Genomic DNA, 14,962 nt, shown 5'->3' on the forward strand with positions numbered 1-14,962 from the left:
TTTAACAGGCTCAGAGAATTGTGCTGCTCTGTCCGACTTGTGACGTAACACAGTATTGTCATTTGCCGCTTTTGCTACTTTCACGCAGGATGTGGGGCGAATTTGCGTCTAACGTTCGACTTTGAGCGTAAAAAAAGCCGTCTAAAGCAAGTGTTTGAGAACCATTGGCATTGGTCATTGGCGGTCAGCAGGTCATAATGCCCCGCGCCTATTACCTTGCAGAGTCTAGGGAGTCAGCTTGTCAACGTCTGTCGAACCCTTGCGTTTGCTGCTATTGGCCGAAGAGCCGGTATGGTCAGCGATTTTGCGCGAGTGCCTGACCCCCATGGGGCCGTCGGTCGTGTTGATCAGTGCCCCGAGCTGGGAGTCGGTCAGCAGCCTGTTCGAAGACACCCACAACGCGGTACTGCTGACTGTTGCGGCGCTGCAACCGGCACCCGGTCGTTGCCGTTTGCCGACTGTCCTGTTGCTCGAGCACGAGCCTACGATCCCGCCTGATGGCGTCAGCGATTGGCTGGTACGTGATGTACTCGATGGTGCCACTCTGCGCCGTTGCCTGCGCCATGTGCGCGAGCGTGGCGTGCTGGAAAACACGCTGCAGCGTCTCGCCGAACAGGATCCACTGACCGGCATCGCCAATCGCCAGGGTTTCCAGACGCTGCTGACGGCGCGCCTGGCTGAAAACGAAGGCCGTGGCCTGGTGCTCGGTCATCTGGATCTGGATAACTTCCGCCACGCCAACGACTCCCTTGGCCACCAGGCCGGTGACCGTTTGATCCTGCAAGTAGTGTCGAGGCTCAAAGGTTCGCTTGAGGCCGGCGATCAACTGGCGCGCTTGGGCAGCGACGAATTCGCGCTGCTGATCGACACCCGCCGGGCGCCTCAGCGGGCTGAATGGATGGCCGAGCGCATCACCGAAGCCATGGCCGAACCCTATTGGGTAGACGGTGAAAGCCTGCTGATCGGTTGCAGCCTGGGGATCGCCCATGCTCGTGCCCAGGCCGGCGCGGACCCGCTGATGTGGCACGCCCATATCGCCATGCAGCAGGCCAAGAGCACGCAGGGCTGCACCTTTCACATCTTCAACGAACGCATCAATCGCAATGCCCGCAGCCTCGCTGACCTGGAGAGCGAGTTGCGCCGGGCGCTGCGTCGCGACGAACTGGAGTTGCATTACCAACCCCGGCTGAGCCTGGATGGCGGCACCATCGTCGGCCTCGAAGCCCTGGTGCGCTGGCGTCATAGCGAACGCGGGCTGTTACCCCCCAGCGAGTTCGTGCCGCTGGCCGAACAAAGCGGCCTGATCGTGCCGCTGGGCTATTGGGTGATTTCCCGGGCGCTACGGGACATGCAATCGCTGCGCGAGCGGGGATTGGCGCCGTTGCACATGGCGGTCAACCTGTCGTTCCGGCAGTTTCAGGACAGCCAGTTGTTGCCGACCCTGAGCCGTTTGATCGCCGAGCGGGGTGTCGAGGCTCAATGGCTGGAATTCGAACTGACCGAAACCGCCGTCATGCGCCGCAGCGAACTGGTCAAACAGACCATGGATGCCCTGGGTCGCCTGGGCGTGCGCTTTTCCCTGGATGACTTCGGCACCGGCTTCTCCTCGTTCGTGCACCTCAACAGCCTGCCCATCGCCTTGCTCAAGATCGACAAGAGCTTTGTCGGTGGCATGGAACAGCGCGAAGAGAATCGCAAGTTGGTCCACGCGATGATCAACCTGGCCCACAACCTCAACCTGGAAGTAGTCGCCGAAGGTGTGGAAACCCGGGAGCAACTGGATTTGCTGCGAAGTTACGGTTGCGATCAGGTGCAGGGTTTTTTGATCAGCAAGCCGTTGCCGTTGCCTGAGTTGGTTGAATACCTGACGTTTGACGGCAGCCAGTCGACGCGGGTCCTCGTGGTCTAACACAACCCCTTGTGGGAGCGAGCAAGCCCGCTCCCACATAGGGAATCTCATTCAGCCTGGATGCTTTCGAAACGCCGGAGCCCAGGTTCACTGCGGATCATCCGCTTCATCTTCCACTCAAATGCCAGCGTCAGGCTCACCGCCGCGCAGGCCAGCCCCAGGGCCAGGCCCCACCAGACGCCGGTCGGCCCCCAATTCAGGTGAAAGGCCATCCACCATGCCGCTGGTGCGCCAATCAGCCAATAACAACCCAGGCCCACCAGGAAGGTGGTCTTGGCGTCCTTGAGCCCGCGTATGCAGCCCATGGCAATGGTTTGCGCGCCGTCGAACAGTTCGAACCACGCCGCTACCGCCAACAGGCTCACCGCCAGCTCGATCACCCCGCGAAACGCCGGGTCGTCGTGGTCCAGGAACAAGCCAATCAATGGGTTTGGCAACAGCCAGAACACCATGGCGAACGCCAGCATTACCGCAGCGCCGAAGCCAATTCCGACCCGACCGGCCAACCGCGCCATCAGCAGTTGTCCGGCGCCGTAGTGCTGGCCGATGCGCATGGTGATCGCATACGACATCCCCGCCGGGACCATGAATGCCACCGAGACAATCTGCAGCGCGATCTGATGCGCCGCCAATGGCGTGCTGCCCATGGTGCCGATGCACAGCGCGGCGAACGCGAACAGACCGACTTCCACCGCGTAAGTGCCGCCAATTGGCAAACCCAGGCGCCACAGTTCCTTGAGGTACTGACGATTGGGCCGCGACAGACCCTTGAGCAACGGATACGCGCGGTAGGCTTGATGCCGGTGAATATGCCAGGCCAGCGCCAGGGCCATGCAGTTGGCGACGATGGCCGTGACCAGGCCGATTCCCATCAGGCCCAGTTTTGGCAGACCGAACATGCCAGTGATCAGTGCGTAATTGAGCAGGAAGTTGGCCACCGTGCCGCCGAGACTGATCACCATCACTGGCGTGGCCCGGCCGATGGCGCTGGTGAAGCCGCGCAGGGCCATGAAACTCAGATAGCCGGGCAGTGCGAATGGCAGCACCAGCAGGAACTGGCCGGCAGCGAGGACGTTGGTTTCGGTCTGGCCGAACAGCAACAGGACCGGCTTGAGGTTCCACAACAGAAGCCCGGCCACCAACGCCATCAACCAGGCCAGCCACAACCCGGCCTGAGTCAGTCGGGTGGCGCCTTCGACATCACCGGCGCCCTGACGAATCGCCACCAGCGTGCCCACCGCGGCGATCACACCGATGCAGAAAATCGAGACGAACGAATAGGTCGCTGCGCCGAGCCCGCCGCCGGCCAATGCTTCGGGGCTCAGGCGCGCCATCATCAGGGTGTCGGTCAGGACCATCAGCATGTGCGCCAACTGCGAGGCAATCAACGGCCCTGCCAGCCGCAGGATAGCCCACAGTTCGATTCGCACCGGATGCTGCATGATCATCACACTCCATGTTCAAACAAGGCTGTAAAACGGCGATTCTCGGCGCTCTCAGCGGTTTGCACAAAAGGATAAAAGCGATCACTGGCATGATTAAAACTCATGCTGAGAGCTTTCTGATAGGGTGCGTGAATATCGCCATAGGAGCTTTCCCGATGTCTCGTCGTCTCCCTCCTCTTTATGCGTTGCGGGCATTCGAAGCGGCGGCGCGATACAGCTCGTTCACCCGGGCGGCCGAAGAACTGTCGATTACTCAAAGTGCCGTCAGCCGGCATATTCGTACACTCGAAGAGCACTTTGCCTGTCGGCTGTTCCAGCGCAGTGGCCGCAACTTGCAACTGACCGAAGCGGCGCGGTTGCTGCTGCCGGGCGTGCGTGAGGGGTTCATGGCGCTGGAACGGGCTTGTCATACCTTGCATGGCGAAGATGGCATCCTGCGCATGAAGGCGCCGTCCACACTGACCATGCGTTGGCTGTTGGCGCGCCTGAGTCGCTTCCGGCATCTGCAACCCGGCAATGAGGTGCAACTGACCAGTGCCTGGATGGATGTCGACTCGGTGGACTTCAACACCGAACCTTTCGATTGCGCGGTATTACTGGGAAACGGACATTTTCCTACCGACTGGGAGGCCAGTTTGCTGTTTCCCGAGGAACTGATCCCGGTAGGCGCGCCGAACCTGCTGAACGACCAGCCCTGGGATGTGGCGCGGTTGGCCAGCGCAGAACTGCTGCATCCCACGCCGGACCGTCGTGACTGGCGCAACTGGCTTTTGCGCATGGGCTTGTCCGATCAGGTCTCGCTCAAGGGCGGGCAGGTGTTCGATACGCTGGAGCTGGGCATGATCGCGGCAGCGCGCGGCTACGGCGTGTCCATGGGAGATCTGTTGATGGTGGCCGAGGACGTGGCCCAGGGGCGCTTGAGCCTGCCATGGCCTACCGCCGTCGCCAGCGGCGAGCACTATTACCTCGTCTGGCCGAAAACCCGGCCAGGGGGCGAACGTTTGCGCCGTTTGAGCGATTTTCTCCAGGGTGAAGTCAAGGCCATGCAATTGCCCGACGTAAAACGTCTTGGCTGAATCGTTGAAGCGCCCGTGCTAGCCACTCGGCATTATTCCTTCCAAACCGCTCAAGTATTCGGTTTCGCCGCCGAATGTGTGGAGGTAGTACTTTCGTATTAGAAAGGGACTGCCTACACATCACCCGAATAAAATTGCCGAGTGTGCGACGTGATCAGGATGATCCGGTCACTTGGCCAGGAGCCGTCATGTCTCAACCTCGTGCCCGAATCGCCTCACAGCTGGGCCTCGCCCTTGCCGTGATACTGGCGATTGTGATCTCCGGCAGCACCGTCTTTGCCTTGCGCTCGCTGGACTCCGCCAACCTCGCGACCCGTGAAGAACACCTGGCAAGCGAAGCGCGCCTGATGGCCGACCAGCTCAATACCTTCCATGGCACCTTGCGTGAAAGCACGCAGCGATTGAGCGGGCTATTCGATAAGCGCTTCAGCGTGGGCCTGAGCGTGCACCCGGACCAGCCGGTCGCGGTAGCAGGCGTGCAGGCTCCAAGCCTGAGACTGGGCAGCGAAGTGCTGAACAACAACTTCAAGGAAGTTGATGACTTCAAGCAGACGACCGCCGGGGTGGCGACGGTGTTTGTGCGCAGCGGCGATGATTTCATTCGCGTGAGCACTTCATTAACCAAGCAGGACGGTACGCGGGCGATCGGTACCTTGCTCGACCGTGCCGGCCCGGCTTATGCCCCGGTGATGAGTGGGCAGAGCTACATTGGTCGGGCCCTGCTTTTCGGGCGCTTCTACATGTCGCAGTACACACCCGTACGCGATAGCAGCGGTAAGATCATTGCCGTGTTGTATGTGGGATTTGATTACACCGACGCACAGAACGCCCAGTTCGAGAACCTCAAGCGCTTCCGTATCGGTCAGACCGGTTCGCTGGCCGTGCTGGATGAGCAAAACAAGTGGTTGGTTCCGCCAGCGGGTGTGCAGGCGCTGGAGAAGGCGACTGCGACCATCAAGGAACTGGTCAAGAAGCCGGGCAAAGGTGCGTTCTGGAGCGATACCGCCGAAGACTTCTACAGCGTCGCCGTGCCGTTCGAGGACGGTCCGTGGGCGGTGGTGGCGAGCATGCCGAAAGCCGAGATTCGCGCCGTGACCTGGAGTGTCGGTACGCAACTGGCTATCGGCAGCTTGCTGGCGATGTTGCTGGCCGTTGGCTCGGCGGTGTGGTTGCTGCGTAGCAAGTTGGCACCGCTGGGCGATCTGGTGCGCCAGGCCGAGGCGCTGGGCGCCGGCGACCTGAGCGTGCGTCTGGACGTGTCGAGCCACGACGAAATCGGTCAACTGGCCCGTGCCTTCAACCAGATGAGCCAGGCCCTGTCGACCATGGTCGAGCATATCCGCAAGGCCTCTCAAGAGGTCAACAGCCGCGCGCAGGCCCTGTCCGGATTGTCCAGCGGGGCGTATGAAGGGATGGAGCAGCAGTCCGGCGAAATCACCAGCATGGCCGGCGCAGTGGAAGAATTCAGCGCTACCTCGTTGAACATCGCCGATAACATGGGCAACACCGAGCGTCTGGCCCAGGATAATGCCCAGCAAACCCGCATCGGTCGTACGTCGATGGATGAAGCGTCCTCGTCGCTGGAGCAAATTGCTGGCGCCCTGAACAGCACCGCTACGGTCATCAACACTTTGGGCCAGCGGTCCCAGGAAATCGGCGGCATCGTCGGTGTCATCACTTCGATCGCCGAGCAGACCAACCTGCTGGCGCTCAACGCTGCCATCGAAGCCGCCCGTGCGGGCGAGCAGGGCCGGGGTTTTGCCGTGGTGGCTGACGAAGTCCGTAGCCTGGCGTCTCGTACCCGTGAGGCGACTGACGAAATCTCCGGCATGATCAACAGCATCCAGCAGGAAACCGGTAACGCCATCAGCACGATGGAAAAAGGCAACTTGTTGATGCAAGAAGGCTTGTCGCGCAATGCCAACGTGGCCTCGGCCCTGGCGCGCATCGACGAGCAAAGCCGTTCGGCCGGTCAGCAATTCGCGGCGATCACCACCGCCACCCAGGAGCAGAGCAGCACCGCGACCCTGCTCAGCAGCAACCTGCAAAGCATCGCCATGGCCAACAGCGAACAGCGCGAAGTGGTCTCTAACCTGGCGATCACCGCCAAGGAACTGGAAAAGCTGGCGCAGGACCTGCGCAAAGAGGTTGACCGGTTCCGCTGAGGCGTCCTGCAGACCCATCGCGAGCAAGTTCACCAAGATCCCTAGGGGAGTGGGCTTGTTCGCGAAGGCGGCGGCATAGCTGGCATCAGCGCAACTGACCGACCGCTATCGCGAGCAGGCTCGCTCTCATAGGGGCTTGGCGGCGGACAAACATTTTGCGGCCATCCTCGATCAGTGTGGGAGCGAGCCTGCTCGCGAAGGCGGCGGCATAGCCAACATCAGCGCAACTGACCCACCGCTATCGCGGGCGGGCTCCCACAGGGGCTTGGCGGCGGACAAACATTTTGCGGCCATCCTCGATCAGTGTGGGAGCGAGCCTGCTCGCGATAGCGGCCTTGCAGCCAGCGTCCGAGCAACAGACCTAGCGATATTACAAAGCAAGCCCGTCCCCCCCCGCGCAAAAGCAATTTGTTCAAGCATTGCCTTTTTCAAGGTTATCGCTGTTTTTAAGCTTGCTGAAACGTTTCTTCAAGTCTATAAAAACCGCACAACTCCAAGAAAAGGCTGCTCCTATGACTCCGCTCAAACTTGTCATTGCCCTCAGCGCCCTGAGCGCTACGTCCCATGCCATGGCCTGGGATTACGTCCTGCTCGACACCGATAAAGCCGCTCAACCCTGGAAAATCACCAGCCAGCAGCTAGGCGTGAAAACCGACAAGCCCTTTTCCGTGACGATGCGCACTCTGCATGGTGGTCGACAGGAAGGCGTCAGCATCGTCGATATCGACAACGGCACCATGAAGCTCTCGGTCGTCCCGACGCGGGGCATGAACGTGCTGCAAGCTTCGGTCGGGACTGTGCGTATGGGCTGGGATTCGCCGGTCAAGGAAGTGGTCAATCCGTCTTTCATCGAACTCAACGGCCGCGGCGGGCTGGGCTGGCTCGAAGGCTTCAACGAACTGGTGACCCGCTGTGGCTATGAATGGGTCGGCCATCCGGGCATGGACAACGGCGAACTGCTGACCCTGCATGGCCGCGCCGCCAACATCCCAGCCAACAAAGTGACTCTGCACATCGATGAAAAACCGCCCTATGCGATTACTCTGCGGGGCGAGTTGAAGGAGCAAGCCTTCAAGAAAGTCGATTTCTCGGTACAAACCGAACTGTTGACCGAGCCCGGCAGCGTGACCTTTGCACTCAAGGACACCCTGACCAACAACGGCGACTATCCGAAGGAATACCAGGCGCTCTACCACAGCAATTTCAGTACACCGTTCCTGGAGCAGGGGGCTCGCTTCGCGGCACCGGTCAAGCAGGTCTCGCCGTTCAACGATAAGGCCAAAGGCGATCTGCCGGATTGGCAAACCTACCGGGCGCCAACCAAGGACTACGACGAAACCGTCTACAACGTCGTGCCTTATGCCGATGCCAAGGGCGACACACTTACCGTGCTGCACAACAAGGCCGGTAGCCTCGGTGTATCAGTGGGCTTCAACACCGGGACGCTTCCCGTGTTCTCCCTGTGGAAAAACACCGATACCCAAGGTCAGGGATACGTGACCGGGCTGGAGCCGGGCACCAGTTTTTCCTATAACCGCCGGTATCAACGGTCATTGGGCCTGGTGCCCACCATCGCGCCAAAAGAGCAGAAGCAGTTCCAGATCCACTACAGCCTGTTGGCGGATAAAGGCGCCGTGGATAAAGCCCTCAAACGTATCGATGAAATCCAGGGTGCCCAGGAAACCGAGGTACGAAATACGCCGCTGGTGGACCTGAGCAAGCCATGATGCCCATCAGGGTGTGGCGGGCCGGTATTGCAATGCTTCGGCCAAGTGCTCCCGGCTGATTTGATCCACCCGCTCAAGGTCCGCCAGCGTACGGGCGACCTTGAGCAGGCGGTGGGCAGCTCGCAGCGACAGGGTCAGCCGTTCGCAGGCAGTTTCCAGCCAGGTTTCATCGGTTGTGGATAACTTGCAATGCCGACGCAAACCCGGCAGATCCAGGAACGCGTTGGCACAACCCTGGCGCTTTTGCTGGCGTTCGCGGGCCTCGGCCACCTGCTCGGCTACGGTAGCTGTATTGTCACCGGGTTTGCCCTTGGGACTCAACGCCGTGGCTTCCCGGGCGACGGTCAGGTGCAGGTCGATGCGGTCCAGTAAAGGGCCTGAGAGTTTATTGCGGTAGCGCTGCACCATGTCTGGCGTACACGAGCATCGGCCGCTGGCCTCGCCAAGATATCCACAGGGGCAGGGATTCATCGCCGCCACCAACTGGAAGCGCGCCGGAAAGCGCACCCGGTCACGAGCGCGCGAAACCACGATGTGGCCGGACTCCAGGGGCTCCCTCAAGACTTCCAGGACCTTGCGGTCGAACTCGGGCAATTCATCGAGAAACAACACGCCATGGTGGGCGAGGGTGATTTCCCCAGGTTGCGGTTTTGATCCGCCACCCACCAGCGCCGGGCCGGACGCCGAGTGATGCGGCTGGCGAAACGGGCGCTGCGGCCAATGGCTCAACGGTACGCAACTGGCGACCGACTGAATCGCGGCGACCTCCAGGGCCTCGCATTCAGCCAGTGGTGGCAACAACCCCGGTAAACGACTCGCGAGCAAGGTTTTGCCGGTGCCCGGTGGCCCGCTGAACAACAGGTTGTGAGCCCCCGCAGCAGCAATTAGTAACGCGCGCTTGGCCCCGACCTGGCCTTGTACTTCATTCAGGTCAGGATAGGGCTTGCTCGCCGAGAGCAGCCCGTTGGAAACGTAAGGCACCACCGGGGTATGGCCATTGAAGTGCGCCACCGCTTCGAGCAAATGATCCACGGCGATCACCTTCAGCCCTGACGCCAGGCAGGCTTCCTCGGCATTCGCTCGCGGCACCAGCAGCGTACGCCCGGCGTTGCGCGCCGCCAGCGCCGCAGGCAACACACCGCGCACCGGACGTACCGCGCCGGACAACGCCAACTCGCCGAGGCATTCCACATCGTCCAGCATCAGGGTCGGCACCTGCACGCTGGCCGCCAGGATCCCCAGGGCAATCGCCAGGTCGAACCGCCCGCCGTCCTTGGGCAGATCCGCCGGCGCCAGGTTCAGGGTGATGCGCCGCGCCGGGAAATTCAGGCCCGAGTTGATGATCGCGCTGCGTACCCTGTCCTTGCTTTCCTTCACTGCCGCTTCAGGCAAACCGACCATCGTCAGCGACGGCAAGCCATTGGCCAGATGGACTTCGACGGTAACGGCGGGCGCTTCCACACCTACTTGGGCGCGGCTATGGACAATGGCCAGAGACATGGATAGTTCCTTTGGTGGGGGCAAAAACCGCGTCCTGCGGTTTGGGAAGGGTAGTAGCGATATGGCGAGTTGGCGTGAGGATGTAGCCGTCAAATATGGACCGGATGTTACAAATTAATGATGCGTAGAAGAAATTGTCCCCACCCTAACCCTGGCGTGGAAACGTTGCCGGGGGAAGGTATAAGGGAGGGCAGCCTCTCGGACCGCCGCTACCTGAATGCTCAATAGATACCGAGAGTTTTGTTACTCATATGCTTGGACGTATCTCCCTCATACGAGCTCAAGGCTTGATCAACAGACCTTGACCGGTAGGTAAACTCAAAATCGACAAATTCATTTTTTCTGCCCATTGATCCATGCCTTCTTTTTGCGGCTGATAGCCAAAGTAGGCGTAATCATCCAACAAAACAAACGCATTAGGTACCAGGCGATCCCACAAGTAATCAATGGCCGCCACTTCAGGTATTGTGCAGTTCAAGTCAATGTGCAGGAATGCAATTTGGGTCGAATCAATTTGGGGGAGCGTGTCCGGAATGCTGCCCTGAATAATGGTTGCTCTTGGCCACTCTGCAAAATTTTGTTTCACTGACTCGAGATTGGTTGTATAGAAACCGGAGGTTATCTCTCTGCGGTTACGCTCAGACACACCGCCCTCCCGTTCTTCATCTGATAGATAACGCTCATCGAGGCCAGCAAAAGTGTCTAAGAGATAAAAGACTCGGTTGGTCTTGTTCCAGTCCAAGTCATGCATAATTGCGGAACTTAAAAATCCACGATTGACACCGCACTCCACGAAGTCACCCGTGAGTTTCGCAGCAGATCTCGCGGCCCAAAGCCCAACATGAACTCTCCAGAACCATTTGTAATCCATGCCCGTGGCAGCTACGCCGCGACCATAGGCGGCCCTGAAAGCGGGATCAATCATGAAGTCATGGTTGTGTCTGGAGGCCAAACCGTCGTGATGATAGGTTTCATCAATTTTTGGGTGTAATGGATTGTATTTTTTTTCAACATAACGTGCGGCACCCTTGTAAGCTCGTCCTTCCGGTATGCCGAATTTCAAGTAATGCAGTGCGGGATCTAATCCTGCCTTAAGTACATCTGGGTGTAACTCTAAATACTTATCAGGGGAAAAATCGTCAGGTAGAGTCATTGAATCTCCGTGGTTACTTTTTTGACGTTCCAGGTACTACCAGACTTATAGGGTTGACTAGCATTAGCCCACTAGCCGGTGTCCTCATGTGGTTTAAGCATGTTCGTAAACCTATGTTCAACAGCAAACAGCACGTTAACCAGCGTTGTATAGCACGGCGGTGTAAAAATGCAATGGCGATGGGCTACTAGAAAGCATTTGGTTTCGCCTGCCGAGCGTGATCATTTGAACGGGTGATGGGGCCTCCCCGGCACCATTAGAATACGCACGGCCTTGTACACTGGAACGCCAACTTTGTGAGGCAATAGGGGGGGCAATGGGGCGAGACAGAAAATCGCGGCCTTCGGCAGCTCCTACCGGAGGTGTTATTCGGTAGGTGGATTTACCTTCGCCTCCAACTCCGCCACCTTCGCCTCCAGACTCTCCAACCGCGCCCGGGTCCGGGCCAGTACGACCATCTGACTGTCGAATTCTTCCCGGCTCACCAGATCCAGCTTGCTGAACCCGCTTTGCAAAAGCGCCTTGAACTGGCTTTCGATTTCGCTTTTGGGCAGGGGTGTATCGCCGCTCAAGAGGCGGGAGGCGTGGCCACTCAGGGCGTCGAGGAGGTCTTTGGGCGCAAGCATGGCAGGTGTCCTGATAACGATGAGGGCAGTGTATCACGCAGCGTCTATATTCAATTGGCGAGCAAGGAGTGCACGCTTTTCGCGCACGGGACCGGGCGTCGTCGCACTGTTGTTGTGCGTATTGCTCCGGTTCGGGCGGCGGCATAAGCCGGCACAGTGGGTAAGAGGCTGAAATCAGAAGGTTTGGGCACAGATGGCAAGGTTTCTGCTTAGTGGCTGATGACCCATGCACTGATGCAGTCGCTGTGACGAATGCAGTGCAGCCGGCGGAGCGGGGAGCTTCGTCAGAGTGGTTAGCTGGCACCGGTCGGGCAACTTGGGCCGACGATGCGTTACAAAGCCAGGCACTGCGCTTAGACTTGAGTCGGGTTTGTTTTCCTGGGGCAAGTCCACCAATTCGGGAGAAAGTTTCATGAAGCTAGTCACTGCCATCATCAAGCCGTTCAAGTTGGACGACGTGCGCGAGTCGCTGTCTGAAATCGGCGTGCAGGGCATTACCGTTACTGAGGTCAAAGGCTTCGGTCGGCAGAAAGGTCACACCGAGCTGTATCGCGGCGCGGAATATGTGGTTGATTTCCTGCCCAAGGTGAAGATCGATGTCGCTATTGACGACAAGGATCTGGACCGGGTTATCGAGGCGATCACCAAAGCCGCCAACACCGGCAAGATTGGTGACGGCAAGATCTTCGTGGTCAATCTGGAACAGGCTATTCGCATCCGTACCGGCGAAACCGATACCGACGCAATCTAAGCCGCCAAACCCAACGCCCCAGGAGAAAACAATATGACTCTGCGTAAATTCGCAGGGCTAGGAGCCCTGTTGTCCTTCGTAACGCCTGGCCTGGCCATGGCAGAAGAAGCGGCAGCCCCAGTCCTGAACTCCGGCGACACCGCCTGGATGCTCACTGCCACAATTCTTGTACTGTTCATGACCATTCCCGGCCTGGCGCTGTTCTACGGCGGTATGGTTCGGTCGAAAAACATTCTTTCCGTGATGATGCAATGCTTTGCCATTACCGGGCTGATCAGCATTCTGTGGGTCATTTACGGCTACAGCATTGCGTTCGACACCACGGGCATGGAGCAGGGCGTCGTCAACTTCAATTCGTTCGTCGGCGGTCTGAACAAGGCATTCCTGGCGGGCCTCACGCCCGATAGCCTGACTGGCCTGTTCCCTGAAGCGGTGTTCATTACCTTCCAGATGACGTTCGCCATCATCACCCCGGCCCTGATCGTCGGTGCGTTTGCCGAGCGGATGAAGTTCTCCGCGATGCTGATCTTCATGGCCGTGTGGTTCACCCTGGTGTATGCACCGATTGCCCACATGGTCTGGTCCGGTGACGGCGGCCTGATGTGGGACTGGGGCGTGCTGGACTTCGCTGGCGGCACCGTGGTGCATATCAACGCCGGTATCGCAGGCCTGGTGGCGTGCCTGGTACTGGGTAAGCGCAAAGGCTTCCCGACTACCCCGATGGCGCCGCATAACCTGGGTTACACCCTGATGGGCGCGGCCATGCTGTGGGTTGGCTGGTTCGGCTTCAACGCAGGTTCCGCGATCGCGGCCAACGGCACCGCCGGCATGGCAATGCTGGTCACGCAGATTGCAACCGCCGCTGCGGCGTTGGGCTGGATGTTCGCCGAGTGGATCACCCACGGCAAGCCAAGCGCACTGGGCATTGCCTCGGGTGTAGTGGCGGGTCTGGTTGCAATTACTCCGGCTGCCGGCACCGTGGGCCCGATGGGCGCCCTGGTGATCGGTCTGGCGGCGGGCGTGGTGTGCTTCTTCTGCGCCACTACCCTCAAGCGCAAAATGGGCTATGACGACTCTCTGGACGCCTTTGGCGTGCATGGTATCGGCGGTATCCTGGGCGCGATCCTGACCGGTGTGTTCGCAGCGCCGGCCCTGGGTGGCTTCGGCACCGTGACCGATATCGGCGCGCAAGTGTGGATTCAGCTCAAGGGTGTAGGCTTTACGGTGATCTACACCGCGATCGTCACCTTCATCATCCTCAAGGTTCTGGACGCCGTCATGGGTCTGCGTGTCTCCGAGGAAGAAGAAGCGGTCGGCCTGGACCTGGCCCAGCACAACGAACGTGGCTACAATCTCTAAGCACACGCAATAAAAAATGCCCGGTTCGCCGGGCATTTTTTTGTCTGGAGTTTGTCATTGCTCACAGGATGTGCCGGTTTTTCCGACGTCTTTTGTTATGTACGCGACATGGGTTTTTCTACTGTCATCGGCTTACACCAAAGCAGGGGTATTAGGCCCTTTGTTTTTTCCCAGAGCGCGCTAGAATGCGCGCCGAACGTGCGGAGATCTGTATGTGGCAACAGACGCTGATAACCCTGCGGGCAAGGCCCCGGGGCTTTCATCTGGTAACGGACGAGTTGCTCGCCGGCCTGCCTGAACTCCGGGCATGTCGTGTCGGTCTGTTGCATCTGTGGCTGCAGCATACCTCGGCCTCGTTGACCATCAACGAGAACGCCGATCCGGCGGTGCGTCGAGACTTCGAACGATTTTTCAATCGGCTGATCCCACAAGGAACCGCCGATTATGAACACAACGACGAAGGCTTGGACGACCTCCCGGCGCACTTCAAGGCCAGCGTGCTGGGGTGTCAGCTTAGTTTGCCGGTTACGGCGGGACGGTTGGCATTGGGTACCTGGCAAGGTGTTTATCTGGGCGAGCACCGTGATCATGGCGGTGCTCGTAAAGTCCTCGCCACTTTGTACGGTGATGGGGCGTAACCGCTGATTGCCGGCGGATGTTGAATTTTTTCTGGCAGCCTTCGACAGACGGCGAAGCTGGGCTATAACTAATCTGCTTTTCGCAAGTCATGAGGTAGAACATGAGCGACGATGATCTGGAAAACGACGACCTCGAAGTAGGTGACGAAGACGAGGCCGAAGAAGGCCTGGAAGCGGCGGCTGAAGACGTTGCTGACGATGACGGGGCCGATGTACCGGCGCCAGCCGCCAAAGGCAAGGCCAAGGCGGCGGTATCGGTCGACGAGTTGCCGAGCGTAGAGGCCAAGAACAAGGAGCGTGATGCACTCGCCAAGGCCATGGAAGAGTTCCTGGCCAGGGGCGGAAAGGTGCAGGAAGTGGAGGCCAACGTTGTTGCGGATCCGCCCAAGAAACCGGACAACAAGTACGGCAGCCGCCCGATCTGAGCATCTGCTTCTTGCTTGCTGAAAAAGCCCGCCGTCGCTGCGGGCTTTTTCATGGGCGTGATTCTATTTCCAAGCCAGGCACACCCCTTGTGGGAGCGAGCCTGCTCGCGATAGCGATCCATCTGTCACATCGATGCTGGATGTGCCATCGCTATCGCGAGCAGGCTCGCTCCCACAATTTGGGCTCT

At 59.3% G+C, this 14,962-nt stretch carries 12 protein-coding genes and 1 pseudogene; 9 read left to right on the plus strand and 4 right to left on the minus strand.

The window, feature by feature from the left end; translation table 11 throughout:
• The first annotated feature begins 238 nt into the window (after positions 1 to 238).
• Positions 239 to 1,909 (plus strand): bifunctional diguanylate cyclase/phosphodiesterase, encoded by a 1,671-nt coding sequence (locus tag MA884_RS07350; RefSeq protein ID WP_256229782.1) that lies wholly within the window; start codon positions 239 to 241, stop codon positions 1,907 to 1,909.
• Positions 1,910 to 1,956: 47 nt separating this feature from the next.
• Here the strand turns inward: MA884_RS07350 and MA884_RS07355 are convergent, their stop codons facing one another.
• Complete coding sequence (locus MA884_RS07355) at positions 1,957 to 3,351, minus strand: NorM family multidrug efflux MATE transporter (protein WP_256230012.1); 1,395 nt, start codon at positions 3,349 to 3,351, stop codon at positions 1,957 to 1,959.
• Between the two features lie 158 nt (positions 3,352 to 3,509).
• Between MA884_RS07355 and MA884_RS07360 the strand changes: the two genes are divergently transcribed.
• The 4 genes and pseudogenes from MA884_RS07360 to MA884_RS07370 all read left to right on the plus strand — a co-directional run bounded on the left by MA884_RS07360 (position 3,510) and on the right by MA884_RS07370 (position 8,322).
• Positions 3,510 to 4,430, plus strand: coding sequence for a LysR substrate-binding domain-containing protein (locus tag MA884_RS07360; protein WP_256229783.1), 921 nt, complete (start codon positions 3,510 to 3,512; stop codon positions 4,428 to 4,430).
• A 347-nt stretch (positions 4,431 to 4,777) separates the two neighbouring features.
• Positions 4,778 to 5,692: pseudogene (locus tag MA884_RS27985) on the plus strand (Cache 3/Cache 2 fusion domain-containing protein); the annotation flags it as partial.
• Positions 5,693 to 5,872: 180 nt separating this feature from the next.
• Complete coding sequence (locus MA884_RS27990) at positions 5,873 to 6,595, plus strand: methyl-accepting chemotaxis protein (RefSeq protein WP_371134748.1); 723 nt, start codon at positions 5,873 to 5,875, stop codon at positions 6,593 to 6,595.
• Between the two features lie 512 nt (positions 6,596 to 7,107).
• Positions 7,108 to 8,322 (plus strand): aldose 1-epimerase family protein, encoded by a 1,215-nt coding sequence (locus tag MA884_RS07370; RefSeq protein WP_256229785.1) that lies wholly within the window; start codon positions 7,108 to 7,110, stop codon positions 8,320 to 8,322.
• Positions 8,323 to 8,328: 6 nt separating this feature from the next.
• Here the strand turns inward: MA884_RS07370 and MA884_RS07375 are convergent, their stop codons facing one another.
• The 3 genes from MA884_RS07375 to MA884_RS07385 all read right to left on the minus strand — a co-directional run bounded on the left by MA884_RS07375 (position 8,329) and on the right by MA884_RS07385 (position 11,601).
• Positions 8,329 to 9,822 carry a YifB family Mg chelatase-like AAA ATPase gene (locus tag MA884_RS07375; RefSeq protein WP_256229786.1) on the minus strand — a complete coding sequence of 498 codons (1,494 nt, stop codon included), beginning with the start codon at positions 9,820 to 9,822 and terminating at the stop codon, positions 8,329 to 8,331.
• 280 nt (positions 9,823 to 10,102) lie between these two features.
• Complete coding sequence (locus MA884_RS07380; RefSeq protein ID WP_256229787.1) at positions 10,103 to 10,975, minus strand: TylF/MycF/NovP-related O-methyltransferase; 873 nt, start codon at positions 10,973 to 10,975, stop codon at positions 10,103 to 10,105.
• Positions 10,976 to 11,340: 365 nt separating this feature from the next.
• The gene (locus tag MA884_RS07385) at positions 11,341 to 11,601 is read right to left on the minus strand and encodes an accessory factor UbiK family protein (RefSeq protein WP_058543112.1); all 261 of its coding nucleotides are present in this window, start codon (positions 11,599 to 11,601) and stop codon (positions 11,341 to 11,343) included.
• 412 nt (positions 11,602 to 12,013) lie between these two features.
• Here MA884_RS07385 and glnK point away from each other — a divergent pair, with 412 nt between their 5' ends.
• The 4 genes from glnK to sutA all read left to right on the plus strand — a co-directional run bounded on the left by glnK (position 12,014) and on the right by sutA (position 14,774).
• Positions 12,014 to 12,352, plus strand: coding sequence for a P-II family nitrogen regulator (gene glnK / locus MA884_RS07390; RefSeq protein WP_002555808.1), 339 nt, complete (start codon positions 12,014 to 12,016; stop codon positions 12,350 to 12,352).
• A 33-nt stretch (positions 12,353 to 12,385) separates the two neighbouring features.
• Positions 12,386 to 13,711 (plus strand): ammonium transporter, encoded by a 1,326-nt coding sequence (locus tag MA884_RS07395; RefSeq protein WP_256229788.1) that lies wholly within the window; start codon positions 12,386 to 12,388, stop codon positions 13,709 to 13,711.
• Between the two features lie 212 nt (positions 13,712 to 13,923).
• Positions 13,924 to 14,349: a secondary thiamine-phosphate synthase enzyme YjbQ gene (locus MA884_RS07400; RefSeq protein ID WP_092395986.1), complete on the plus strand. Its 426-nt coding sequence runs from the start codon at positions 13,924 to 13,926 to the stop codon at positions 14,347 to 14,349.
• Positions 14,350 to 14,450: 101 nt separating this feature from the next.
• Positions 14,451 to 14,774: a transcriptional regulator SutA gene (sutA, locus tag MA884_RS07405; RefSeq protein ID WP_256229789.1), complete on the plus strand. Its 324-nt coding sequence runs from the start codon at positions 14,451 to 14,453 to the stop codon at positions 14,772 to 14,774.
• Positions 14,775 to 14,962 lie beyond the last annotated feature (188 nt).

It is taken from the genome of Pseudomonas sp. Q11 (assembly GCF_024494355.1).
In the GTDB taxonomy this organism is placed as follows: Bacteria; Pseudomonadota; Gammaproteobacteria; order Pseudomonadales; family Pseudomonadaceae; genus Aquipseudomonas; species Aquipseudomonas hefeiensis.

Bases quoted from the DNA above. Each gene is read 5' to 3' on its own strand.
- MA884_RS07355 (WP_256230012.1), bottom strand. From the start codon at position 3,351: ATGCAGCATCCGGTGCGAATCGAACTGTGGGCTATCCTGCGGCTGGCA.
- MA884_RS07360 (WP_256229783.1), top strand. From the start codon at position 3,510: ATGTCTCGTCGTCTCCCTCCTCTTTATGCGTTGCGGGCATTCGAAGCG.
- MA884_RS27990 (WP_371134748.1), top strand. From the start codon at position 5,873: ATGGCCGGCGCAGTGGAAGAATTCAGCGCTACCTCGTTGAACATCGCC.
- MA884_RS07370 (WP_256229785.1), top strand. From the start codon at position 7,108: ATGACTCCGCTCAAACTTGTCATTGCCCTCAGCGCCCTGAGCGCTACG.
- MA884_RS07375 (WP_256229786.1), bottom strand. From the start codon at position 9,822: ATGTCTCTGGCCATTGTCCATAGCCGCGCCCAAGTAGGTGTGGAAGCG.
- MA884_RS07380 (WP_256229787.1), bottom strand. From the start codon at position 10,975: ATGACTCTACCTGACGATTTTTCCCCTGATAAGTATTTAGAGTTACAC.
- MA884_RS07385 (WP_058543112.1), bottom strand. From the start codon at position 11,601: ATGCTTGCGCCCAAAGACCTCCTCGACGCCCTGAGTGGCCACGCCTCC.
- glnK (WP_002555808.1), top strand. From the start codon at position 12,014: ATGAAGCTAGTCACTGCCATCATCAAGCCGTTCAAGTTGGACGACGTG.
- MA884_RS07395 (WP_256229788.1), top strand. From the start codon at position 12,386: ATGACTCTGCGTAAATTCGCAGGGCTAGGAGCCCTGTTGTCCTTCGTA.
- MA884_RS07400 (WP_092395986.1), top strand. From the start codon at position 13,924: ATGTGGCAACAGACGCTGATAACCCTGCGGGCAAGGCCCCGGGGCTTT.
- sutA (WP_256229789.1), top strand. From the start codon at position 14,451: ATGAGCGACGATGATCTGGAAAACGACGACCTCGAAGTAGGTGACGAA.